The sequence below is a fragment of the Stenotrophomonas sp. genome (assembly GCF_032056425.1).
In the GTDB taxonomy this organism is placed as follows: Bacteria; Pseudomonadota; Gammaproteobacteria; order Xanthomonadales; family Xanthomonadaceae; genus Stenotrophomonas.
The window spans coordinates 37,310-61,837 of record NZ_DAMBCN010000008.1 but is presented as its reverse complement, the minus strand read 5'-3'; the positions used below and the strand labels follow the sequence as shown (position 1 = coordinate 61,837).

Genomic DNA, 24,528 nt, shown 5'->3' with positions numbered 1-24,528 from the left:
CAACATTATTTCGCGTCGAACTTGACGATGGTGCTGATCGCGGTTTCGTCGGGGATGGTCTTGGTATCGGCCCAATCGCCGCCGCCCACGCCGAAGTCCAGGCGCTTGACGGTGGCCTTGCCGGTCAGCACCGGCTGGGTGCCCGGCTTCCAGCTGAAGGTGAAGGTGACCGGCTTGCTCACCCCGCGCAGTTCCAGGGTGCCATCGGCGGCGAACTGGTCGTTGCCGAGGGCGCGGAAGCCCTTGGCGGTGAAGTGGGCGGTGGCGAATTTGCCGACGTTGAAGAAGTCCGCACCCTGCAGCGTGGAATCACGGTCGCTGTTGCCGCTCTTGGCCCCGGCCAGCGGAATGGTCACGTCCAGCGAACCGGCGGCCGGATTGGCCGGGTCGAAGCTGAGCCGGGTGCTGAAACCGGGGAAGCTGCCGGTGAACACTTCATCGTCGTACTTGCTGGCAAACACCAGGATGGAGCCGGCGCCGGCGGCCTGGGTGTAATCGGCGGCCATCGCCGGGGCAGTGGCCAGCACGCCGGCCAGGGCTGCGGCCACGGCGGCCGGAGTGGTCAGTTTCAGGGTCATCGGTCAGTCCTTCTGGGGGGAGGCGAGCCAGCCGCGCGGCAACATCCGCGACAACGTGGCATCACGCTGGAACAGGTGGTGGTAGAAGGCGGCACCGGCATGGGCCAGCACCACCGCGATCAACAGCCAGAAACCGTATTCGTGCAGGGCGTGGGACACGGCCACCACCTGCGGGTCGGGACCGCTCAGCTTGGGCACATCCACCAGGCCGAACCAGCGGAACGGACGCAGGCCGCTGGCCGAGTCGTACAGCCAGCCGGACAGCGGAATGGCGAACATCAGCACGTACAGCAGCACGTGGGTGGCGTTGGCAATGCGTTCCTGCCAGCTGGGCGTGCCCGGCACCGGCTTGGGGGCGCCGGCATACAGGCGCCAGACCAGGCGCAGCACCACCAGCGCCAGCACCGTGATGCCGATGGATTTGTGCGCGGTGTAGACCCAGAAGTACTTCGGTGTCTTCGGCAGCTCGCCCATGGTCAGGCCGACGATGCCCAAGGCAAGGATCAGCAGGGCGATCAGCCAGTGCAGGGTCTGGCTGACGCTGCCCCAGGCGGCGGGCGTGTTCTTGGCGGTCATGGCGTGTCCTTCGGGGCCGTCGGGCTGTCGGAGTGGCTGTCGGGGGCAGGAGTTCCCGGGCGCGCGCTGCGGTCCAGCGCGGCTTCGGCTTCGATCCTGATCTGTACGCTGTCACCGATCACACCCGGCCAGGCAGTGATGCCGAACGCGCGGCGGCTGAGCGTGGTGGTGGCCGAGAAGCCGGCGGTACGGCGGAACGGCGGCAGCGGGTAGCGCTTGACGGCGTTGAGGGTCACCTCCAGCACCACTTCCTGGCTGACCCCGCGCAGGGTCAGGGTGCCCACGACGCGTGCATGCGTGGCATCGATCGGCTCCACCCGGGTGGATACGAAGCGCGCGCTGGGAAAGCGCTCGCCGTCCAGCAGGCTGCTGGCCAGCGTGGCCTGGTTCCACTTCGCGTCGCCCAGGTCCAGCCGCGCGACGGGAATCTCGACCTCGAGCGTGGCCTCGCGCCAACTGTCGCCATCGAACTGCACGATGCCTTGGCTGCCGGAGATGGTGCCCAGCGCCTGCGAGTAGCCGGCGTGGTCGATGGCGAACAGCACGCGGGTGTGCACCGGATCGATGCGCCAGGCGTCGGGTGCGGCCCGGGCGGGCGTGACCGCAAGCAGCAGGGGCAGCAGGGCCAGTAGTGGGCGCATCCGGCGCGGACTCGGTTGAAAGAGGCCTCGATCATACGCACAGCGCTGCCGCCGTGATGTGTGCACGGCTGCAACAGTTCGTGGTGGCAATGCCGCTGGCAACACGCTGTTGCAGCGGCGCTGCCAGTGCTGTGTGACAATCGGCGCCAGGACAGGGGGTTCAGGATGACGACCGGTTGGCACAGGTGGTGCCGTGGCCTGGCAGCAAGCGTGCTGCTGATGATGTCGTTCGCGACGGCTGCCACACCACAGGACATGGCGGGGGAGACGCCGCGGCTGCGCCGCTTCGGTGCGGCCGAAGGCTTGCCGTCGCGGATGGTGGTGGCGCTTGCGGAAGATCGCCAGGGGCACATCTGGGCCGCCACCGATGGCGGGTTGGCGCGTTACGACGGCAGCATGCTGCGCGTCTGGCAGCACGACCCCGAACAGGCCGGGTCGTTGCCCGGCAACGAGATCGAAACCCTGTTGATCGACCCGCGCGACCGCGTCTGGGTGGGCATCAACGGCAAGGGATTGGCGCGGTTGGATGCCGATCGCGTGCGTTTCCGTACCTTCGACGGCATTGACGCGCAGTGCCAGGGGCAGTTCTGGACACTGGCCTACGCCGGTGATGCGCTGTGGATCGGCACCAGTACCCATGGCGTCTGCCGGCTGGATGAAGCAGGTCGGCTGCAGGTGTTCCAGCATGACCCGTCAGACGCGTCCGGCCTGCCCAGCGATACGATCTACAGCAGCCTGGTGGATGGGCAGGGGCGCCTCTGGATCGGCACCGAGGCAGGTGTGGCGCGCTGGAATGGATCCCGTTTCGAGGCCATCGCAGCACATCTGCTCGGTCATGTGAGCGTGCTGCGGCTGGGCCGCGACGCCGATGGCGCGATCTGGGTCGGTACACAGAATGATGGGCTCTACCGGATCGGCAACGACGACGCGGTCAGCCGCCCCGCATGGCCCGACAGCCCGGCACTGCGCGCGGCTCTGATCGTGCCCGACCGCCAGGGGGGGTACTGGGCCGGCACCGCCGACGGACTGCTGCGGGGTGATGCCGATGCACTGCGGCGTCTGGAGGGGGATCGCGGCAGCGGCTTCCTGACCGGCCACAGCGGCGTGCTGGATCTGTTGCAGGACCACGAAGGCGGGTTGTGGGTTGGCCTGTTGACCCAGGGCCTGGCCTACCTGCCGCCGGACTGGCGGCGCTTCTCCACCTGGTACCAGCTCGATGGCAAGCCGCTGGACAGCCAGTATCTGCTGAGTGCAGCCAGCGATGGGCAGAACTACTTCGTGGGGTCGGCCCACGGGGTCTATCGCATCGACGCGCAGGGCACGCTGAGTCTGCTGGCCAGCGACAAAGAGCTGGGCAGCGGGGCGGTGTGGTCGGTATTGCCGCGCCCGCAGGGCCAGCTGTGGCTGGGGCGGGCCGGACGCCTGAGCGTCTACGATCCTGCCACCCGTGCACTGCGCGACTGGCCGATCGGCGGCGGCGCCGATCTGCGCCAGCGCATCGATCTGATGCGGCAGGCCGACGACGGCTCGGTATGGATTTCGGTGATGAACCTGGGGCTGCAGCACCGTGCCGCTGACGGTCGGCTGCTGCGCACCGTTCCGCTGTCGGCCCTGCACGGCGCATCGGATGTGCCGATCGAACAGATCCGCTTCGATGCCCGGGGGCGGGTGTGGGTGATGGGCGAAATGGGCCTGTGGCGCGAGCAGGCCGACCGCTTCGAAGCCGTGCCCGGCGTATCCAGCGGGCCGATCTATGATCTGGCGTGGATCGATCCCCAGCAGCTGTGGCTTGCCCGCCAGGGTGCCTTCGAGCGCTACCAGTGGGACGGATTGACCCTGCGCCTGGTCCAGCGTGTGGATGGCAGCCACGGCATGCCGCCGGTCAGCATGGGCGGGCTGGCGCTGGCCAAGGATGGTCGTGTGTGGGCCACATCGCCGCGCGGGCTGCTGCGCTGGGACCCGAAGCAGCGGCGCCTGCAGCAGATCAATGAACGTGACGGCCTGCCCGACGCCGAATTTACTGGGCGGCCGCCCGCGGTCGGGGCGGACGGCCGTGTGCTGGCCGTTACCCAGACCGGCATGGTGGGGTTCGATCCGAATGCCGCCGATGTCGCGCTGCCGCCATCGCAGCTGGTGATCGCGCAGGTGCGCGTGCGCCGTGATGACGCGCGTGGCTGGCAGCCGCTGCCGACCAGCGGCGAGCTGCTGCTGGGCCCTGACGACCGCGACCTGCAGATCGATGCACGGCTGCTGTCCTACGCCAACCCGCTCGGCAACCGGTATCGATTCCGCGTGGGGGGGTATGACCAGAACTGGGTGGAGCAGGGCGGTGACGGCCAGCGCACGCTGTCGCGCCTGCCGCCGGGCCCCTACGTAATCGAAGTACAGGCAGCCAGCAACAACGGTGCCTGGAGCCCGTCCCAGCGGCTGCAGGTCAAGGTGCTGCCGCCGTGGTGGCGCAGCGGCATGGCCATTTTCGGCTATGTGATGCTGGGGTCGCTGCTGTTGCTGGCGCTGTTGTGGTCGATCCGGCGGCGCCTGCGGCGACGGCAGCAGTGGCAGTTGACCGTGCACAAGCAGCATCTGGCCGAACAGGCCTCGCAGGCCAAGAGCCGCTTCCTGGCCACCCTGGGTCATGAGGTGCGCACCCCCATGACCGGTGTGCTGGGCATGAGTGAACTCTTGCTGGCCACCGAGCTGGACCCGCTGCAGCGCAGCTATGCAGGCTCCATCCAGCAGGCGGGGAGCCACCTGCTGCGGCTGGTGAATGACGCCCTGGACCTGGCCCGCATCGAAGCGGGACGGCTGGAGCTGGACATCCGCCCGTTTGATCTGACCGGCCTGTTGGACCAGGTGCAGACCTTGATGCAGCCGATGGCGCACCAGCGCCAGCTGGGGTTCCTGCGTGAGGATCGCCTGCCTGGCCCGGTGAGCGTGAGCGGCGATGAAATGCGCGTGCGGCAGATTCTGCTGAATCTGCTCGGCAACGCCATCAAATTCACCGAGCGCGGTCACGTCGCGCTGGGGGTGGAACTGCAGGAAGAAGGCGGCGTGCTGGTATTCGATGTCAGCGATACCGGGCCGGGCATCAGCGCCGAACAGCAGCAGCGGCTGTTCCATCGCTTCGAACAGGCCGATGGTCCGCGCACGGCATCGCGCTACGGTGGCAGTGGCCTGGGCCTGGCGATCTGCCAGGAGCTGGCAGTGGCCATGGGCGGCCGTATCGATGTTGACAGCCAGTTGGGGCGCGGTGCGCGCTTCCGCGTGCGCCTGCCGCTGCCCTGGACGCGGCAGGCACCGGTACCGGCACCGGCCGGCGAAGCCAGCACCGTCGTACCCGTGCTGCCGGCACTGCGGATCCTGCTGGTCGAAGACGATGCGACGGTGGCCGACGTGATTGCCGGCCTGCTGCGCGCACGCGGGCACCACGTGGTGCACGTACTGCACGGTCTGGGCGCCCTTGCTGAAATCGCCACGGGTGGCTTCGACGTGGGGTTGCTGGATCTGGACCTGCCCGCCCTGGATGGCACCGCCATCACGCGCCAGTTGCGGGCGATGGGCTACGAACTGCCGTTGGTGGCGGTGACGGCACGCTCGGACGCCTATGCTGAAACGCAGGTGCTGGCGGCCGGCTTTGACGGATTCCTGCGCAAGCCGGTGACCGGAGACATGCTGGTGTCCGCCATCGCCCACGCGCGCAACAAGCGTCAGTTAGCGGTGTAGAAGCGACTGGGAATGGCGTGAATTGCGCGCCTTTCGGTTTACCATGCCGACGCCTGCCTTGCAGGTACCATTCCTGGACGCGTGAGGAGGCAATCGGTGGCGTATCTGCGGGCAGCGATGCTGCTGCTGATCCTGTTCGCCCTGGTGCCCGCGCAGGCGCAGCCGGTGGCGCCGACCCCGCGGCAGGTAACGGTGTTCGACGGCCTGCCGTCCAATACGGTGAACCGTATGGCGGAGGATCGTTACGGCTACCTGTGGATTGCCACCAACGATGGCCTGGCACGTTACGACGGCCGCAATTACCGGATCTGGCGTTCCGAGGATGGCCTGCGCGACAACCGGATCTGGACGGTCCTGGTCGATGCCCACAACGAGCTGTGGATCGGCACCGAGAATGCGGGCCTGGTGCGCATGTCCGCCGATCGCCGGCAACTGCGCTTCTATGACCGCAGCAGCCAGCCGCTGATGGGCAGCAATACGGTGTGGAGCCTGGCCGCCACGCCGGATGGCGCCATCTGGTTCGGCACCCATGAAGGGGGCCTGTACCGGTTGGACCGCAACGACCGCGTGCAGCGTTTCCTGCCTGAACCCAACAACCCGCGCAGTTTGCCCGCTGTGTCCGTGCCGTATCTGGCCACGTTGGCCGATGGCAGTCTGTGGGTCGGCACCAAGCATGGCGTGGCCCGTTGGACCGGCACCGATTTCGAGCGGATCGGCAGCGATGTGATTCCGAGCCCACTGATCAATGGGCTGAGCGCCGAACCCGATGGCAGCCTGTGGATCAGCACGCTGGCGGGTGCCATCGTGCGGCGGCCTGATGGTCGCTTCGAGGCGCCGCCGTGGGCGCTGCCGGCCGGTGATCAGGTGCTGGGCATGATGCTGCGCGATGAACAGGGCGGGCATTGGCTGGATACGCGCAGCGGCCTGGGCCGGGGCGTGGACGGCGCGTTCCAGAACGTGCCGTTGTACAGCGCCATCGCCCGGGGCCGGGTACGCCCGAACTGGACCGGCGCGTACGAGGACCGGGAGGGGGGCATCTGGCTGGCCAGTACCAATGCCGGCCTGTGGCACCTGTTGCCACGCTGGTGGCAGTTCTCGGTGTTTTCCCGCCTGGAGGACGACCCGGCATCGCTGCGCAACGCCTTTGTGCTTGGAACCAGCCCGTCCAGCAGCGGCGGCGTATGGACCGTGGGCAGCCATGGCGCGCTGGACCGCTTCGATCCCTTGACCGGGCGGATCGAGCAGCACCGCACCTTCGTCAATGGCATGCACTGGTTGACCTCGGTTCGCGAGGATCGCCGGGGCCGGGTCTGGATTGGCTCCAGTGATGCGCTGATGCGCTATGACCCCCGCACCCGCGAGCTGCGCCGCTGGGGACGTGATGCGGCAGCCGACGCGCCGATGGAAGGCACCGTCGAGGCGATGATGACCTGCGACGGGGACAGCCTGTGGCTGATGCTGCCTTCCGGACTGCAGCAGCGCGATCTGGACGGCCACGTGCGGCGTGAACTGCAAAGTGGTCGCGATGGCCTGCAACTGGGACAGTTGAACCTGGATGTGGAGTGCGGGCCACAGGACCATATCTGGCTGGCCAGCAGCCGAGGCCTGTTGCAGTGGCTGCCCGAAGCAGGCCGCTTCCAGCCGGTACCCGGTGCGCCGGCTTCGGCGGTGTACGCCATGCACGTGGGGCACGACGGCCAGGTATGGCTGTCCGAGGACGGTCGTCTGGTGCGCTACCAGTGGCGCCAAGGGCGTCTGGAGCGACAGGCTGTGGTGGGCGCCGAGCAGGGCTACCCGGCCATTTCCGCGACCGGCGTGGCGGTGGACGCGCAGGGCGTGGCCTGGGCCAGCAGCGCCCGCGGTCTGGTGCGCGTGGGCGCCGACGGGCAGAGCGTGCGTCTGTATGGCGTGCATGACGGGCTGCCGAGCCAGGAGTTCCGCGAGCACACGCTGATCGGCACAGCCTCGGGGCGCATGGTGGCGGGCACCCCGGCGGGGGTGGTGGTCTTCGATCCGCAACAGGTTCGACCGTCCACCCGCCGTGCGCCGCTGGTGATCGAGCGGGTTGAGGTGCGCCGCAATGAGCAGGTGCTGGACCTGACCCATGACACGCCCCTGCAGATTGCCGACGGTGACCGTGACCTGCGCATCGTTGCGCGCCTGCTGTCGTTCGCCGATTCGGCATCCAACACCTACCGCTACCGGTTGGCCGGCTATGACCCGGACTGGGTCGAGGTCGGTCCCGCTGGCGAGCGGCTGTTCTCGCGCCTGCCGCCGGGCAGCTATCGGCTGGAAGTACAGGCCCGCTCTGCCGATCACGTATGGTCGCGGGTGCAGACGCTGGAATTCCATGTGCAGCCGCCGTGGTGGCGCAGCCTGTCCGGCCTGCTGGTGCTGACCTCGATTGCGTTGCTGCTGACCAGCTGGTTTGCCTGGTTGTATCGGCGCCGCCTGCAGCGCCGCCATGCCTATCAGCTGGCCCTGCACAAGCAGGAACTGGCCGAGCAGGCCTCCGCAGCCAAGACCCGCTTCCTGGCCAACCTGGGCCATGAGATACGCACACCGATGACCGGCGTGCTGGGCATGAGCGAACTGCTGCTGTCCTCGCCACTTGACCCGCAGCAGCGTGGCTATACCCAATCGATCCGCCACGCCGGTGAACATCTGCTGCACCTGGTGAACGATGCGCTGGACCTGGCGCGCATTGAATCCGGCCGGCTGGAGCTGCAGTCGCGCCCATTCGCGCTGAACGCGCTGCTGCAGGATCTGGCGGCGCTGATGGGCCCGCTGGCGGCGCAGAAGAACCTGCGTTTCACCCTGGACAATGCGTTGCCCCCTGGCCTGCAGGCCACCGGTGATGCCATGCGGGTGCGGCAGATCCTGTTGAACCTGCTCTCCAACGCGGTGAAGTTCACTTCGCGGGGCAGCATCACCCTGCATGCGCGCTGCGAGGAGGAGGGGCGCGGATTGTATTTCGAGGTTGGTGACAGTGGTCCGGGCATCAGCCAGGAGCAGCAGCAGCGGTTGTTCCGCCGCTTCGAGCAGGCAGACGGTGCGCGTACGGCGGCGCAGTACGGTGGCAGCGGCCTGGGCCTGGCGATCTGCCGCGAACTGGCGCTGGCCATGCAGGGGCAGATCCGGGTAGAGAGCCAGCTGGGCAGTGGCACGGTGTTCGGGGTCTGGCTGCCACTGCCGCTGGTGGTGGAGACGGGCGCCGAGGCCACCCCGGCGGGCGACGGCGAGGGCGCGAGTGCCCTGCTGCCGCCGCTGCGTGTCCTGCTGGTCGAAGACGATAGCACCGTGGCCGACGTGGTGACCGGGTTGTTGACCGCGCGCGGGCACGAGGTGGTACACGCAGAGCATGCGTTGGCGGCGTTGCGCGAGATCAGCGCGGGCGAATTCGATGTAGGCCTGCTGGATCTTGATCTGCCTGGTCTGAGCGGCTTTGAACTGGCCCAGCACCTGCGCAACCAGGGCTACACGCTGCCGTTGCTGGCGGTGACCGCACGCACCGACCCGGATCTGCAGCAGCAGGTGGAAGCGGCCGGTATTGGCGGGTTCCTGCGCAAGCCGGTGACCGGTGAGCTGCTGGTGGAAGCCATCGCCCGCGTGCTTGGGAAGTAGGGTGTGTTGGCAGGGCTTGCAGCCCTGCACCTGCTCAATACGAGGGCAACGGCAAGAGCTGGATATCCGTGGGATGGCGGGGCGGTGTGGGTGGGCAGGACACGCCGTAAACCCGTCCCTGGGGGCTCGTAGGCGCCATCCATGGCGCCTGCGGTCCTGCCCACCCACCCCGCCAACCCACGGATAGCCCGCTTTTGCCGTTGCCGTTGCCGTTGCTCCAAGCAGGTGCAGGGCTGCAAGCCCTGCCGAGAAAACTACTCCGCGACCGATTCGACCTGGCGCGGTTCGGGCTTGGTGTCGGGCAGCTGCCAGAAGATCATCGTCGAGGTCAGGGTGATCGCGCCCACGCAGATGAAGGTGGCATGCAGCGCCGCGGTGGCACCGTGCCCTTCCAGGTGCGTGCCGAACGCCGCCAGCAGGCTGCCCGCTGCCGCCGCGCCGAAACCGGCCGCCAGCATCATCACCATCGACAACAGGCTGTTGCCGGAACTGGCAAACTCGCGATCCAGATCGCGCAGGGTCACGGTGTTCATCACGGTGAACTGCAGCGAATTGACCGCACCGAAGAACGCCAGCTGCAGCAGGCGCCAGCCCAGGTGCTGGCCCGGTGTCATCAGGATGAAGCTGGCCATCGCCAGTCCGACCAGCACGGTGTTCACCATCAGCACGCGGCGATAGCCATAACGCTCCACCAGCTTCACCGCCAGCTTCTTGGACACCATGCCCGCTGCCGCCACCGGCACCATCATCAGGCCGGCATGCATCGGGCCCAGGCCCAGGCCCACCTGCAGCAGCAGCGGAATCAGCATCGGCATGGCACTGCTGCCGATGCGCGAGAACAGGTTACCGAGGATGCCGATGCGGTAGCTGGGCACGCGGAACAGGGCCAGCGAAAACAGCGGGGCGGTGGAGTTGGCGGCGTGCAGCCAGTAGCCCACCAGCGCAGCCAGACCCGCCACGGTCATCAGCATCACCAGCGCATGCGGTGTGCCCAGTCCGGAAATGCCATCCAGTGCCAGCGACAGCACGACCATCGCGAAGGCCAGCATGATGTAACCGCGCAGATCGAAGCGCACGCGATGGCTGGCGTAGTGGTCGGGCATGATCTTCATGGCCGCGATGAACCCGATCACGCCGATCGGCAGATTGATCAGGAACACCCAGTGCCACGATGCGATTTCCACCAGCCAGCCGCCCAGCGTGGGGCCGATCAACGGCCCGACCAGCGCGGGAATGGCAATGAAGCTCATCGCCCGCAGGAAATCCTCGCGCGGTACCGACCGCATCACTGCCAGCCGACCGACCGGCAGCAGCATGGCGCCACCGATGCCCTGCAGTACGCGCGCGCCCACCAGCTGGTGCAGGTGTTGGGCCAGCGCACAGGCCAGCGATCCCAGGGTGAACAGGATGATCGCCACCAGGAAGGTGCGGCGCGTGCCGTAGCGGTCGGCGATCCAGCCAGAAGCGGGAATGAAGGTGGCCACCGCCAGCGCGTAGCTGAAGACCACCGACTGCATCTGCAGCGGGCTTTCGCCCAGGCTGGCCGCCATGGCCGGCAGCGCGGTGTTGACGATGGTCGAGTCCAGCATCTGCATGAAGATGGCCAGCGAAACCAGCCATAGCAGGGGACGGAAGCGGGCGTAGTCGGACGGCGAAGCCGGCACGGACGGGTCGGACATGGCGTGGGGAGCCGGTGGAGCGGGGCGGCCATGATCGCCCATGTGAAGTCACGGCGCGATAAACGTCGCGCCGTGACGAGTCTGTCTCGATCAGCGGCGGCTGTGGCTATGCACCGCGTCCACCAGCACCTGCACATGGGCCGGGTCCATGTCCGGCGACATGCCGTGGCCCAGGTTGAACACGTGGCCCTCGCGCGAACCGCCGTTGCCGGCCGCATACGTATCGAGCACGCGCGCGGCCGCGGCGGCGATCGCATCGGGCGAGGCGTACAGCGTCGTCGGGTCCAGGTTGCCCTGCAGGGCAACGCGGCCGCCGGTGCGGCGCAGGGCCTCGTCCAGGTCCAGGGTCCAGTCCAGGCCCAGCGCATCGGCACCCGTCTGCGACAACGCCTCCAGATGCAGGCCGGTGCCCTTGCCGAACAGGATCAGCGGCGTGCGCTCGCTGCCTTCACCGCGCTCCAGCCCTTCGGCGATGCGCTGCAGGTAGCGCAGCGAGAACTCGCGGTACATCGCCGGCGACAGCACGCCGCCCCAGGTGTCGAACACCTGCAGGGCCTGTGCGCCGGCCGCGCGCTGCGCGCCGAGGTAGGCGATGACTGCGTCGGTGGTGACTTCCAACAGGCGATGCAGGGCCTGCGGGTGGTTCAGCGCCATCGCCTTGATGCGTGCGAAATCCTTGCTGCCACCGCCTTCCACCATGTAGCAGGCCAGGGTCCACGGGCTGCCGGAGAAGCCGATCAGCGGCACCTGGCCGTCCAGTTCGCGGCGGATCAGGCGCACCGCGTCCATCACATACCCCAGGTCCTGTTCCATGTCCGGCACGGCCAGCCTGGCGATGGCCGCTTCGTCACGCACCGGATGGCGGAACTTGGGGCCTTCGCCTTCCACGAAGTACAGCTCCAGGCCCATCGCATCGGGAATGGTGAGGATGTCCGAGAACAGGATCGCCGCGTCCAGCGGGAAACGACGCAGCGGCTGCAGGGTCACCTCGCAGGCAATTTCAGGATTCTTGGCCATGCCCAGGAAGCTGCCGGCCTTGGCCCGGGTGGCGCGGTACTCCGGCAGGTAGCGGCCGGCCTGGCGCATCAGCCAGACGGGGGTGCAGTCCACCGGTTCGCGGCGCAGGGCGCGCAGCAGGCGATCGTTGCGGAGGGGGCTGGTCACAGTGGGCATTCCTTGGGCGAAGAGGGGCAGCGGCTCAGTCGCCGTGCGAAAGGATCTGGAAGCCGCGATGCAGCTCGGCATCACGGGCCTTGTCGAAGGCATGGCGGGCCTCGTCGGCCTGCAGGAACAGCTCGCGCCGCAGCTGCGAGCGATTGCCCACCCGACCGCTCTCGCGCAGCAGTTCCCAGCCGCCGAGCAGGTCGGGCAGCAGGGTCAGGCGCAGGAAACGCGGCGCCTGCGCACCGGCGTCGGGATGTTGCAGGTAGACGTGCATGGCCCGATTGTAGCGGGGCAGGGGTGAGCCCTGCCGCAACGCGGTACGGCCGGCCGCTGGCCTACAACCCATGGCGCCTTGCGATAGCGCTGGGCCATGCCCGGCGGACGCGCGCGGTGTCAGCCCGCGCCCAGCACCTTCAGTACCGCCGCTTCATCGACGTCGGGCACCACTTCGGCACGGCCGATGCCCCGCCACAGCACCAGGCGCAGGCGGCCGGCCACGTTTTTCTTGTCCAGGCGCATGCGGCCCAGCAGCGCCTGCGGGTCCAGCCCGGCGGGGATCGCGACCGGCAGTCCCAGCCGTTCCAGCAGGGCCTGCAGGCGCACACGGGCGCCATCTTCGGCCAGGCCCAGATCGGCGGACAGTCGTGCGGCCAGCACCATGCCGACCGCCACGGCCTCACCGTGGTTCAGCGCATCGCGCCCCGGGGCTGAGTAGCCCTGTTCGGTCTCGATGGCGTGGCCGAAGGTGTGGCCCAGGTTGAGCAGGGCACGCTCGCCCTTCTCCAGCGGATCGCGTTCGACGATGGCGGCCTTGTGCCGGCAGCTGCGGGCGATGGCTTCGGCCAGCACGTCCTGTTGGCCGGCCACCAGTGCCTCGGCGTGCTGCTGCAGCCATTCAAAGAACACCGCATCGCCCAGCGCGCCGTACTTCACCACTTCCGCCAGGCCGGCGCGCAATTCGCGTGCAGGCAGGGTGGCCAGCACCGCGGTATCGGCCAGTACCGCCCGCGGCGTATGGAAAGCACCCACCAGGTTCTTGCCGGCGGGGATATCCACCGCCGTCTTGCCGCCCACCGACGAATCGACCATTGCCAGCAGGGTGGTCGGCAGCTGCACGCAGTCCACCCCGCGCATCCAGCAGGCGGCGGCGAAACCGGCCAGATCGCCGACCACGCCGCCGCCGAGCGCGAATACGCAGGCATCGCGGGTGGCGCCCAGCGCAGCCAGTGCTTCGATGGCGCGGCCGAACTCGGCCAACGTCTTGGACGCTTCGCCGGCGGCCAGCACGTGCTCGCCCACGATCAGGTCCGGGCGCGCGCCCAGCAGGGTCTGCTTCAGCGCGGCCAGATAGCGCGGGGCCACCTCGCTGTCGCTGATCAGCAGCACATGACGGCCGCGGACATGCGCGGCCAGCGCGGCGCCGTCGGCCTGGGCGCCAGCGCCGATGGTGATGGTGTACGGGCGGTCGCCGGCAACGGCAACCTGCAGCAGGGAAGGGGAGGTCATGCAGTCAGGTCCTGGCGCTGCCATTGCGTGGCCAGCTTGAGCACAAGCTGGGCCGTGGCATCGACCGCGGTGTAGGGATCGGTGTCGAGGGAGATGTCGGCCAGCGCGTGGTACAGCGGGTCGCGCACCGCGGCCAGGTCGTGCAGCACCTGCTCTCGGTCAGGGCGCTGCAGCAGCGGGCGGCCCTTGTCGCGGGCCAGGCGTTCCAGCTGGGCGGCCACGCTGACGTGCAGGTGCACGACGAAGCCGCGGCAGGCGATCAGGGCGCGATTGTCCGGGTCCAGCACGGCGCCGCCGCCGGTGGACACCAGCTGGCCCTGGCCTGCCAGCACCTGTGCCAGCGCCTGCCGTTCATGGGCACGGAAGCCCGCTTCGCCGGAGTGCTCGAAGATGGTCGGAATGCTGGCGCCAGCGGCATCGACGATGGCCTGGTCCACGTCCACGAAGTCCAGCGTGAAGCGCTCGGCCAGGCGGCGGCCGATGCAGGTTTTGCCGGCGCCCATCGGGCCGATCAGGATCAGGTTCGGAGCAGGATTCATGCCCTGTGATGCTAACACCTTCACGCCCCGGGCCCGGCACGATGGTTGCGGTTGGAAGCATCCGCGCGTCGCCGTCAGCGCACGGCCTGCACCTGCCGTTGCCCGTCCAGCTGCACCACGTGGTCGGCCAGCGAGGGCAGGGCGCGCAGCGCCTGGCGGCTGACCCGCTCGTAGTACTGCACGAAGCGCTCCAGCTGCGGACGGCTCATGCCGTGCCGGCCGGGCTGGGCAGCCTGCAGGTTCTGTTCCTGCTGCCAGCGCCAGCGCGGCACGACCGAGAAATCCGGTGGCTGCAGGAACCACAGGCGGTCGCAGCGCTGCCACAGCGCCGGGTAGTCGCGGGCCAGGGCCTGGTTGCACCAGCGCCGCCAGCAGCCATCCGGGTCGGCCTCGCGCTCCAGCGCGTTCAACGGGCTGTCCAGCTCGGCATCATCCTGCGCGGGCGTGCCGAGGAACCAGCCTTCGAACACCAGCAGGTCCAGCGGGTCGTCCAGCGCGGCCCACTGCGCCTCAGGCAGGCGCTCATCGGCCAGTTTGTCGAAGCGCGGCAGTGCCAACGGCTGGCGTGCGGCCAACGCGTCGAGCACGGCATGGGCCAGCGGCAGGTCGTGGGTGCCGGGCGGGCCGCGGGTGATCAGCAGCGGGTGCACCTGGCGGGCCAGGCGCTGGCGCTGCGCGCGGGTCAGGTAGACATCATCGATGGACAGCGCTGCCGCGTTCAGGCCGCGTGCCTGGGCGCGGGCGACCACCTGTGCAGCCAGCGTCGATTTGCCGCTGCCCTGCACGCCGCTGATCGCCAATACTGGCACCGTGGCGCCGCTGGCCAGCGCATCGTCAAGCGCCTGCTCGGCAAGCGCATCCGGGAATCCTTTCACCTGGGGCATGTACGCAGCAGCAACCATGCCGCCACAATAGCCCAATCCGTGTGAGAAGAAGCGAACCATGAGCGACCTTTACGCCGAAGCCCTGTCCACCTTTGCCGCCCTGTTCGACGAGGCGAAGCAGAGCCGCGAGGTCGAACCCAACGCGATGACCGTGGCCACCGCCGATACGCAGGGCCGCCCGTCGGCGCGCACCGTGCTGCTGAAGGCATTCGATGAGCGCGGCTTCGTGTTCTACACCCATCTGGACAGCCACAAGGGCCGGGAACTGCAGGCCAATCCGCAGGCGGCGCTGCTGTTCCTGTGGCGCAGCCTGCGCGAGGCTGGCATCCAGGTGCGCATCGAAGGGCGCGTTGAGCAGGTGGCCGATGTCGAGGCCGATGCCTATTTCGCCAGCCGCCCGCGCATGAGCCAGATCGGTGCGTGGGCGTCGCTGCAGTCCAGGACACTGGCGACCCGCGAGGCGTTCGATGCGCGCGTGGCCGAGGTTGAAGCCCGTTTCGAGGGCAAGGACGTGCCGCGTCCGGACGGCTGGAGTGGCCTGCGTGTGGTGCCCGACCGCATCGAGTTCTGGTACGGCGCGCAGTTCCGCCTGCACGAGCGCTGGTGCTATGAGGCCGGTGCCGAAGGGCGCTGGAGCAAGCGGCTGCTGTACCCGTGAGTGACGCGGCGCCGACGATCCGCCAGGCCACGTCGGCCGATGCGGCCGCGTGGGTGCAGCTGCGGCTGGGCCTGTGGCCCGATGCCGATGACCCGCTGGAGGAGCTGGCGCAGTCGCTGGATGACGACGAAGGCGCGGTGTTCCTGGCTTGCCTGGCCGATGGTGAAGCCGTGGGTTTCGCCGAAGTGCGGCTGCGCCACGATTACGTGAACGGTACCGGATCTTCGCCGGTGGGCTTCCTGGAAGGCTGGTACGTGCAGCCTTCGTGGCAGGGCAATGCTGTGGGCCGTGGACTGCTGGCGGCGGTGCAGGACTGGACGCGCGCGGCCGGCTGCAGCGAACTGGCTTCGGACAGCCGCGTGGAAGATGTGCAGGCGCACGCCGCACACCGCGCGTGTGGTTTCGAGGAAACCGAGCGCGTGGTGTATTTCCGCATGGGGTTGGACGCGGAGCTGCCCAGCTAGCCGATTTTTGTAGAGTCGAGCCATGCTCGACTGCTTTTGCTCAGGGGCGTAAAGCAGTCGAGCATGGCTCGACTCTACAGGAGCAGAGTTGTCGCTAATGGACCGGCTCGCTTCATCTGCGAGCAGGCCCGCAACCGGCACACTCAGATGGATGCCCTCGACTTCCGGAGTTTCCATGCCCTCCTGGCGCTGCCTGTTCGCCGTGCCTCCCCCGCGTCGCGGCGGCGAAGCGGTGCTGTTGCTGCTCGCCCGCGTCGTGGCCGGTGTGATGTTCTGCGTTTCCGGCTGGAACAAGGTGTTCACCGAAGACGGGCGCGAACGCATGGTGCATACACTGGCCGAGGCGGGCATTCCGTTTCCGGTGGTCAGCGCGCCGGTGCTGGGCGCGATTGAGTGGATCGCCGGTGGCCTGCTGGTGTTGGGCCTGCTGGGCCGGCTGTCGGCCCTGCTGCTGGCCGCGATCTGCGCAGTGGCTGCGCTGACTGTTGGCATTGCGCAGATTCCCGCCGGGCTGAGCGTGGCCGATTGGCTGAGCTGGTTCTTCTATCTGAGCGAAGTGGCGCTGGCGGTGCTGCTGTTGTGGATCGCCACGGTGGGCAGCGGGCGCTTCGCCATCGAGACGGGTTGGGCGCGGCGCCTTCCCTAGCTGCTTTTGTAGAGTCGAGCCGTGCTCGACTGTTTTTGGCCGTCGAGCAAGCTCGACTCTACAACCCGGCGGCGCGCAGCCAGCGCCACAGCGTGGTGCGCGATACGCCCAGCGCCTGCGCCATGCCTTCGCGGTCATTGCGATGTTCCTGCAGCAGGGCCTCCAGCTGCGCGCGCGACGGGCGTTTGCCGTTGCTTTCCACTGGCAGCGCGGTTGCACCTTCGTGCACCAGCTCCGGTGCCAGCTGCAGCAGCCGCGCGGTATCAATCAACCCCTCGCCCGGTTGCCAGTGGATGCGCAGACGGTCGACCAGGTTGCGCAGCTCGCGCACGTTGCCAGGCCACTCGGCGGTGGCCAGCACGTTCATGGCATCCTCGTCCAACGGCGCATCGATGCCGCGCAGCTGGCGGAAGAAATGTTCGACCAGAGGGGCCACGTCGCCGCGGCGGGCACGCAACGGCGGCAGGGCAATGCGCAGTGCGGCCAGCCGGTAGTACAGGTCGCGACGGAAGCTGCCGGCGGCCGCGCGCTGCTGCAGTGACTGCAGGGTGGCGGCGACCACGCGCAGATCCACGCTGGTCGGCTCGGTGGCGCCCACCCGCAGCACTTCGCGTTCTTCCAGTACCCGCAGCAGCCGCGTCTGCAGGGGCAGCGGCAGTTCCCCGATTTCATCCAGGAACAAGGTGCCCCCATCGGCCGCTTCCACCAGGCCCACGCGGCCGCCGCGGCGCGCGCCGGTGAACGCACCATCGCTGTAACCGAACAGTTCCGACTCCAGCAGTGATTCGCTGATGGCTCCGCAGTTCAGTGCCACGAAACGGCCGCGGCGGCCGCTGGCGGCGTGCAGCTGGCGTGCCACCAGTTCCTTGCCGGTGCCGGTCTCGCCGGTCACCAGTACAGTACTGTCGTGGGGTGCATACAGCGCAATCTGTGCACGTACCTGTGCCATCGCATCGCTGTCACCCAGCAGTGCGTGCGCCTCGCTGCGCGCCGTTGCACGCCGGCGCGGCGCGGGGCGGGCGCCACCGGAACGGGCCAGGGCTTGGGTCAATTCCAGCGCATGCTCGAAGGCCTGGCGCACCGAATCGGCCGAGTACAGCAGTACGCCGGGCAGGCCCATCTGTTCGGCGTGGTCGATGGCCATGCCGGTGCCCACGATCACCTCGATGCCGTTGGCGCGCAGGTCGGCGATGCAGTCACGCGCATCTTCGCGGGTGACGAAGCGGCGGTGCTCGATATCCAGGCCGAAGCTGTGCTGGAAGTTGCTGAACACCGGCACGTCGCTGGCGTGGGTGACCAGGCCGATGCGCGGGGCGATGCGGCGCGCACGGGCCAGTGCCTCCATCAGGTCGAAGCCGTTTGCCTGGATCGGCACCAGCGGCAGCTCGAGCCGCCCGCGCAGCCAGGCCGCATTGGAGCCGCCGGCGATGACCACGTCGCAGTGCTCGCGGCGCAGGCGCTGGCCGATCACATCCACCGCTTCCTCGAAACCGAGGTTGATCTGCTCGATGCGCGCGCGGCGGTCGAACTCGGGGATCACATCACCGAGCAGGCCGGTCAGGCGCGAGACGCTGACCGTCCAGATGACCGGGCGGCCGGGGTCGGCATCAGCGTGGCGCAGGGGCGAGCGGGGCAAGTACATGACGGCGGCAATGGCGGCGATGTTTCATGATACATCCGTTTCAATGTTTCATTTGTTTCATCTCTTCAATATGGTCATGCCTTTGAAATCAACCGCTTGCAGCTTGGCATGGTGTTTGCGCCTCCTATCCCGTTCCCAACCTGGATTGCCGCATGACCGCTTCCACTCCTTCTTCCGCCGGCGCCCGCTTCCGCGAGGCCCTGGCTGCCGAATCGCCGCTGCAGGTGATCGGCGCGATCAACGCCAACCACGCCCTGCTGGCCAAGCGCGCCGGCTTCCGCGCCATCTACCTGTCCGGCGGCGGTGTCGCTGCGGGTTCGCTGGGCCTGCCGGACCTGGGCATCAACACCCTGGAAGACGTGCTGATCGACGTGCGCCGCATCACCGATGTCTGCGACCTGCCGCTGATGGTCGACATCGACACCGGCTTCGGCCCGAGTGCGTTCAACATCGCCCGCACCGTGAAGTCGCTGATCAAGGCCGGCGCGGCGGCCTGCCACATCGAGGACCAGGTCGGCGCCAAGCGCTGCGGTCACCGCCCGGGCAAGGAAATCGTCTCGCAGGGTGAAATGGTCGACCGCGTGAAGGCCGCCGCCGATGCCAAGACCGATCCGGACTTCTTCCTGATCGCCCGCACCGACGCCATCCAGGTGGACGGCGTGGACAAGGCCATCGAGCGCGCCATCGCCTGTGTCGAGGCCGGTGCCGACGGCATCTTCGCCGAGGCCGCCTATGACCTGGACACCTACCGCCGCTTCGTCGATGCGGTGAAGGTGCCGGTGCTGGCCAACATCACTGAATTCGGTGCCACCCCGCTGTTCAGCCGCGACGAACTGGGCTCGGCCGGCGTGGCCATCCAGCTGTTCCCGCTGTCGGCCTTCCGCGCCGCCAACAAGGCGGCCGAGAACGTCTACCAGTCGGTGCGCCGTGACGGCCACCAGCGCAACGTGGTCGATGCCATGCAGACGCGTGAAGAACTGTATGACCGCATCGGCTACCACGCCTTCGAACAGCAGCTCGACGCCCTGTTCGCCGCCAAGAAATAAGCAGTACCCTGCACCATCAGTTTTCGGAGGGAAAACATGAACGATACGACCGCAAACCCGACCTTCAAGCCGAAGAAGTCCGTCGCCCTGTCCGGCACCGCCGCCGGCAACACCGCGCTGTGCAGCGTCGGCCGCAGCGGCAACGACCTGCATTACCGCGGCTACGACATCCTGGACCTGGCCAACACCAGCGAGTTCGAGGAAATCGCCTACCTGCTGGTGCACGGCAAGCTGCCGACCCGCGCCGAACTGGTTTCGTACAAGGCCAAGCTGAAGTCGCTGCGCGGCATTCCGGCCGCTGTGAAGGCCGCGCTGGAAGAGCTGCCGCCGTCGGCGCACCCGATGGACGTGATGCGCACCGGCGTGTCCGTGCTCGGCTGCGTGGCGCCGGAAAAGGATGACCACAACCATCCGGGCGCGCGTGACATCGCCGACAAGCTGATGGCCTGCCTCGGTTCGATGCTGCTGTACTGGTACCACTGGAGCCACAACGGCCGCGCCATCGACGTGGAAACCGACGACGATTCCATCGGCGGCCACTTCCTGCACCTGCTGCACGGCGACAAGCCGCAGGATTCCTGGGTGAAGGCGATGCACACCTCGCTGATCCTGTACGCCGAGCACGAGTTCAACGCCTCGACCTTCGCCTGCCGCGTCATCGCCGGCACCGGCAGCGACATGTACAGCGCGATCTGCGGTGGCATCGGCGCGCTGCGCGGCCCCAAGCACGGCGGCGCCAACGAAGTGGCGTTCGAAGTGCAGAAGCGCTACGACAACCCCGATGAAGCCGAGGAAGACATCAAGGCCCGCGTCGAGCGCAAGGAAGTGGTGATCGGTTTCGGCCACCCGGTGTACACCGTGTCCGATCCGCGCAACAAGGTCATCAAGGACGTGGCGCGCGAGCTGTCCGAAGAGCAGTCCAGCATGAAGATGTACGACATTGCCGAGCGCCTGGAGTCGGTGATGTGGGACATCAAGAAGATGTTCCCGAACCTGGATTGGTTCAGCGCCGTCAGCTACCACATGATGGGCGTGCCGACCGCCATGTTCACCCCGCTGTTCGTGATCGCCCGCACCGCCGGCTGGAGCGCGCACATCGTCGAACAGCGCATCGACGGCAAGATCATCCGCCCGAGTGCCAACTACATCGGCCCGGAAGACCGCGAGTTCGTCGCCATCGACAAGCGCGCCTGATCCACCTGCTGTCTGCACCCGGCCGGCCCTCTGCCGGCCGGGTGATTTCGCCGCCGCATCGCCGGCACCCGGCCCGCCCCAAGCATTCCGCCAGCCCATGAATACCGACTACCGCAAGAACCTTCCCGGCAGCACGCTGGACTACTTCGACGCGCGCGCCGCCGTCGATGCCATCCAGCCCGGTGCCTACGCCACGCTGCCGTACACCTCGCGCGTGCTGGCCGAAAACCTGGTGCGCCGCTGCGAGCCGGCCACGCTGGTCGATTCGCTGAAGCAGCTGATCGAACGGCGCCGCGATCTGGATTTCCCGTGGTTCCCGGCGCGCGTGGTCTGCCATGACATCCTGGGGCAGACCGCCCTGGTCGATCTGGCCGGCCTGCGCGATGCGATCGCCGACAAGGGCGGCGATCCGGCCAAGGTGAACCCGGTGGTGCCGGTGCAGCTGATCGTCGATCACTCGCTGGCCGTGGAGTGTGGCGGTTTCGATCCGCAGGCGTTCGAGAAGAACCGCGCCATTGAAGACCGCCGCAACGAAGACCGGTTCCACTTCATCGACTGGACCAAGCTGGCGTTCCAGAACGTGGACGTGATCCCGCCGGGCAACGGCATCATGCACCAGATCAACCTGGAGAAGATGTCGCCGGTGGTCTACGTGCAGGACGGCGTGGCCTTCCCCGATACCTGCGTGGGCACCGACAGCCACACTCCGCACGTCGATGCGCTGGGCGTGATCGCCATTGGTGTGGGCGGCCTGGAAGCGGAGAACGTGATGCTGGGCCGCGCCTCGTGGATGCGCCTGCCCGACACCGTCGGCGTTGAACTGAGCGGCCGCCCGCAGCCGGGCATCACCGCCACCGACGTGGTGCTGGCACTGACCGAATTCCTGCGTAAGGAACGTGTGGTCGGCGCCTGGCTTGAGTTCTATGGCGAAGGCGCTGCTGCACTGACCATCGGTGACCGCGCCACCATTTCCAACATGTGCCCCGAGTACGGTGCCACCGCTGCGATGTTCTACATCGATGCGCAGACCACCGACTACCTGCGCCTGACCGGGCGCGAGGAATCGCAGGTGGCGCTGGTCGAGAATTACGCACGCACCACCGGCCTGTGGGCCGACGATCTGACCACTGCACAGTACGAGCGCGTGCTGCGTTTCGATCTGTCCAGCGTGGTGCGCAACATGGCTGGGCCCAGCAACCCGCACAAGCGTGTGGCCACCGCCGAGCTGGCCGAGCGCGGCATTGCCGACGAAGCCAAGCTGGCGGCGGGCCGTGGCGAACAGGCACAGGGCCTGATGCCCGATGGCGCGGTGATCATCGCCGCCATCACCAGCTGCACCAATACCTCCAACCCGCGCAACGTGATTGCCGCGGCACTGCTGGCGCGCAACGCCAATGCGCGCGGCCTGCAGCGCAAGCCGTGGGTGAAGTCGTCGCTGGCACCGGGCTCGAAGGCCGTGCAGCTGTACCTGGAAGAATCCGGCCTGCTGCCCGACCTGGAACAGCTCGGCTTCGGCATCGTCGCCTTCGCCTGCACCACCTGCAACGGCATGAGCGGCGCGCTGGATCCGAAGATCCAGCAGGAAATCATCGATCGCGACCTGTACGCGACCGCCGTGCTTTCGGGCAACCGCAACTTCGATGGCCGCATCCACCCGTACGCCAAGCAGGCCTTCCTTGCCTCGCCGCCGCTGGTGATCGCCTACGCCATCGCCGGCACCGTCCGCTTCGACATCGAGAAGGACGTGCTGGGCGTCGATGCCGACGGCAACGAGGTGCGCCTGAAGGACATCTGGCCGAGCGATGCGGAGATCGATGCCGTGGTGAAGGCCGCGGTGAAGCCCGAGCAGTTCCGCAAGGTGTACAACCCGATGTTCAACGTGCGCGTGGAGCATGGCGCGGCAGTCAGCCCGCTGTACGACTGGCGCCCGCAGAGCACCTATATCCGCCGCCCGCCGTACTGGGAGGGCGCACTGGCCGGTGAACGCACATTGGCGGGCATGCGCGCGCTGGCCGTGCTGCCGGACAACATCACCACCGACCACCTGTCGCCGTCCAATGCGATCCTGGCGTCCAGCGCCGCCGGCGAATACCTGTCGAAGATGGGCCTGCCGGAAGAGGACTTCAATTCCTACGCCACCCACCGTGGCGACCACCTGACCGCGCAGCGCGCCACGTTCGCCAATCCGAAGCTGTTCAACGAGATGGTGCGCAACGACGATGGCAGCGTGAAGCAGGGCTCGCTGGCACGCGTGGAGCCGGAAGGCAAGGTCATGCGCATGTGGGAAGCGATCGAAACCTACATGGACCGCAAGCAGCCGCTGATCATCATCGCCGGTGCCGACTACGGCCAGGGCAGCTCGCGTGACTGGGCCGCCAAGGGCGTGCGCCTGGCCGGCGTGGAAGCGATCGTGGCCGAGGGCTTCGAGCGGATTCACCGTACCAACCTGATCGGCATGGGTGTGCTGCCGCTGGAGTTCAAGCCGGGCACCACCCGCCTGACCCTGGGCATTGACGGTACCGAGACCTTCGACGTGGTCGGCGAGCGCACCCCGCGCGCCGAGCTGACCCTGGTCATCCACCGCCGCGACGGCCAGGACGTGGTGGTGCCGGTCACCTGCCGCCTGGACAGCGACGAGGAAGTGGCGATCTACGAGGCCGGCGGCGTGCTGCAGCGCTTCGCACAGGACTTCCTGGAAGGCGCCAAGGTGGCGTGAGGCAACCGACGGCCCGGCAACGGGCCGTCTTTCATTGCAAGGAATCTTTCATGGCATTTCTCCCGCAACTCCGTATTCCCGCCACCTACATGCGCGGTGGCACCAGCAAGGGCGTGTTCTTCCGCCTGCAGGATCTGCCCGAAGCGGCGCAGGTGCCGGGCCCCGCCCGTGATGCGCTGCTGATGCGGGTGATCGGTTCGCCCGATCCGTATGGCAAGCACACCGATGGCATGGGCGGAGCAACGTCCAGCACCAGCAAGTGCGTGATCATTTCCGCCGCCTCGGTGCCCGACCACGACGTGGATTACCTGTACGGCCAGGTGTCGATCGACACCGCCGTCGTCGACTGGAGCGGCAACTGCGGCAACCTGAGCACGGCGGTCGGCCCTTTCGCCATTGCCAATGGCCTGGTCGATCCGGCCCGTGTGCCGCGCGACGGTCTGTGCACCGTGCGCATCTGGCAGGCCAACATCGGCAAGACCATCATTGCCCACGTGCCGATGTGCAGTGGCGAAGTGCAGGAAACCGGCGATTTCGAGCTGGACGGCGTGACCTTCCCGGCGGCCGAGATCCAGCTGGAGTTCATTGATCCGTCCGATGACGGCGATGCCGGTGCGATGTTCCCCACCGGCAACCTGGTGGATACGCTGGAGGTGCCCGGCGTGGGCAGTTTCGAGGTGACGATGATCACTGCCGGCATCCCGACCATCTTCCTCAACGCCGCCGACCTGGGCTACACCGGCACCGAACTGCAGCCGGCCATCAACGAAGACAAGGCGGCGCTGCAGATGTTCGAGACCATACGCGCGCACGGCGCATTGCGCATGGGCCTGATCTCGAAGCTGGAAGACGCGGCCACCCGCCAGCACACGCCCAAGGTGGCCTTTGTGGCCCCGGCACAGGATTACGTCTCCTCCAGTGGCAAGGCCATTCCGGCCTCGGCCATCGATCTGCAGGCCCGCGCCCTGTCGATGGGCAAGCTGCACCACGCGATGATGGGGACCGCAGCGGTCGCAATTGGCACGGCGGCGGCGATTCCGGGGACCCTGGTCAACCGCGCGGCGGGTGGCGGGGTGCGGGAAGCGGTGACCTTCGGCCACCCCTCCGGCACGCTGCGGGTCGGCGCCCAGGCCGGGCTGGTGGACGGCCAGTGGACCGTGACCAAGGCGATCATGAGCCGCAGCGCCCGGGTGCTGATGGAAGGCAAGGTACGGGTTCCGGCCGACACCTTGTAACGCGGTACCGTCG

Annotated in this window: 19 protein-coding genes; 9 read left to right on the top strand and 10 right to left on the bottom strand. The window is 67.9% G+C overall.

Annotation, left to right across the window (positions count from 1 at the left end):
- Positions 1 to 5: 5 nt before the first annotated feature.
- From RTY46_RS07775 to RTY46_RS07765, 3 genes are read right to left on the bottom strand one after another with little or no spacing between them, the layout of a single operon-like run.
- Positions 6 to 578, bottom strand: coding sequence for a YceI family protein (locus RTY46_RS07775; RefSeq protein ID WP_312707607.1), 573 nt, complete (start codon positions 576 to 578; stop codon positions 6 to 8).
- A gap of 3 nt (positions 579 to 581) precedes the next feature.
- The gene (locus RTY46_RS07770; protein WP_312707606.1) at positions 582 to 1,154 is read right to left on the bottom strand and encodes a cytochrome b; all 573 of its coding nucleotides are present in this window, start codon (positions 1,152 to 1,154) and stop codon (positions 582 to 584) included.
- Positions 1,151 to 1,795 (bottom strand): YceI family protein, encoded by a 645-nt coding sequence (locus RTY46_RS07765; RefSeq protein ID WP_312707605.1) that lies wholly within the window; start codon positions 1,793 to 1,795, stop codon positions 1,151 to 1,153. Before RTY46_RS07765 ends, RTY46_RS07770 begins: the two co-directional genes overlap by 4 nt.
- Positions 1,796 to 1,960: 165 nt before the next feature.
- On the opposite strand from RTY46_RS07765, the gene RTY46_RS07760 reads away from it, so the two are divergent.
- Positions 1,961 to 5,518 (top strand): ATP-binding protein, encoded by a 3,558-nt coding sequence (locus RTY46_RS07760; protein WP_312707603.1) that lies wholly within the window; start codon positions 1,961 to 1,963, stop codon positions 5,516 to 5,518.
- A gap of 96 nt (positions 5,519 to 5,614) precedes the next feature.
- Positions 5,615 to 9,142 carry a two-component regulator propeller domain-containing protein gene (locus RTY46_RS07755; RefSeq protein ID WP_312707601.1) on the top strand — a complete coding sequence of 1,176 codons (3,528 nt, stop codon included), beginning with the start codon at positions 5,615 to 5,617 and terminating at the stop codon, positions 9,140 to 9,142.
- 254 nt (positions 9,143 to 9,396) lie between these two features.
- Here the strand turns inward: RTY46_RS07755 and mdtD are convergent, their stop codons facing one another.
- The 6 genes from mdtD to RTY46_RS07725 all read right to left on the bottom strand — a co-directional run bounded on the left by mdtD (position 9,397) and on the right by RTY46_RS07725 (position 14,932).
- Positions 9,397 to 10,821, bottom strand: coding sequence for a multidrug transporter subunit MdtD (mdtD, locus tag RTY46_RS07750; protein ID WP_312707599.1), 1,425 nt, complete (start codon positions 10,819 to 10,821; stop codon positions 9,397 to 9,399).
- A gap of 90 nt (positions 10,822 to 10,911) precedes the next feature.
- Positions 10,912 to 11,994, bottom strand: coding sequence for a uroporphyrinogen decarboxylase (gene hemE, locus RTY46_RS07745; protein WP_312707598.1), 1,083 nt, complete (start codon positions 11,992 to 11,994; stop codon positions 10,912 to 10,914).
- Between the two features lie 25 nt (positions 11,995 to 12,019).
- Positions 12,020 to 12,259, bottom strand: a complete 240-nt coding sequence (locus RTY46_RS07740; RefSeq protein ID WP_312707597.1) for a WGR domain-containing protein — start codon at positions 12,257 to 12,259, stop codon at positions 12,020 to 12,022.
- Between the two features lie 119 nt (positions 12,260 to 12,378).
- A complete protein-coding gene (aroB, locus tag RTY46_RS07735; protein WP_312707595.1) occupies positions 12,379 to 13,491 on the bottom strand; it encodes a 3-dehydroquinate synthase in 1,113 nt (370 codons plus the stop codon).
- Positions 13,488 to 14,030: a shikimate kinase gene (locus tag RTY46_RS07730; RefSeq protein ID WP_312707593.1), complete on the bottom strand. Its 543-nt coding sequence runs from the start codon at positions 14,028 to 14,030 to the stop codon at positions 13,488 to 13,490. Before RTY46_RS07730 ends, aroB begins: the two co-directional genes overlap by 4 nt.
- Before the next feature lie 74 nt (positions 14,031 to 14,104).
- On the bottom strand, positions 14,105 to 14,932 hold the full coding sequence (locus RTY46_RS07725) for a kinase (protein ID WP_312707592.1): 828 nt from the start codon (positions 14,930 to 14,932) through the stop codon (positions 14,105 to 14,107).
- A gap of 40 nt (positions 14,933 to 14,972) precedes the next feature.
- On the opposite strand from RTY46_RS07725, the gene pdxH reads away from it, so the two are divergent.
- The 3 genes from pdxH (at position 14,973) to RTY46_RS07710 (ending at position 16,682) form a co-directional block, all read left to right on the top strand.
- Positions 14,973 to 15,572: a pyridoxamine 5'-phosphate oxidase gene (gene pdxH / locus RTY46_RS07720; protein ID WP_312707591.1), complete on the top strand. Its 600-nt coding sequence runs from the start codon at positions 14,973 to 14,975 to the stop codon at positions 15,570 to 15,572.
- Positions 15,569 to 16,036, top strand: coding sequence for an aminoglycoside 6'-N-acetyltransferase (gene aacA, locus RTY46_RS07715; protein ID WP_312707590.1), 468 nt, complete (start codon positions 15,569 to 15,571; stop codon positions 16,034 to 16,036). The genes pdxH and aacA overlap by 4 nt, the downstream gene beginning before the upstream one ends.
- Before the next feature lie 175 nt (positions 16,037 to 16,211).
- Positions 16,212 to 16,682, top strand: coding sequence for a DoxX family protein (locus RTY46_RS07710; RefSeq protein WP_312707589.1), 471 nt, complete (start codon positions 16,212 to 16,214; stop codon positions 16,680 to 16,682).
- Positions 16,683 to 16,740: 58 nt separating this feature from the next.
- Here the strand turns inward: RTY46_RS07710 and prpR are convergent, their stop codons facing one another.
- Complete coding sequence (gene prpR, locus RTY46_RS07705; protein ID WP_312707588.1) at positions 16,741 to 18,324, bottom strand: propionate catabolism operon regulatory protein PrpR; 1,584 nt, start codon at positions 18,322 to 18,324, stop codon at positions 16,741 to 16,743.
- Positions 18,325 to 18,476: 152 nt separating this feature from the next.
- Between prpR and prpB the strand changes: the two genes are divergently transcribed.
- The 4 genes from prpB (at position 18,477) to prpF (ending at position 24,515) form a co-directional block, all read left to right on the top strand.
- Positions 18,477 to 19,370, top strand: coding sequence for a methylisocitrate lyase (prpB, locus tag RTY46_RS07700; RefSeq protein ID WP_312707587.1), 894 nt, complete (start codon positions 18,477 to 18,479; stop codon positions 19,368 to 19,370).
- A gap of 36 nt (positions 19,371 to 19,406) precedes the next feature.
- Positions 19,407 to 20,564 (top strand): 2-methylcitrate synthase, encoded by a 1,158-nt coding sequence (prpC, locus tag RTY46_RS07695; RefSeq protein WP_312707586.1) that lies wholly within the window; start codon positions 19,407 to 19,409, stop codon positions 20,562 to 20,564.
- A 97-nt stretch (positions 20,565 to 20,661) separates the two neighbouring features.
- Positions 20,662 to 23,280 (top strand): Fe/S-dependent 2-methylisocitrate dehydratase AcnD, encoded by a 2,619-nt coding sequence (gene acnD / locus RTY46_RS07690; protein ID WP_312707585.1) that lies wholly within the window; start codon positions 20,662 to 20,664, stop codon positions 23,278 to 23,280.
- A 50-nt stretch (positions 23,281 to 23,330) separates the two neighbouring features.
- A complete protein-coding gene (prpF, locus tag RTY46_RS07685; protein WP_312707583.1) occupies positions 23,331 to 24,515 on the top strand; it encodes a 2-methylaconitate cis-trans isomerase PrpF in 1,185 nt (394 codons plus the stop codon).
- The last annotated feature ends 13 nt before the right edge of the window (positions 24,516 to 24,528 follow it).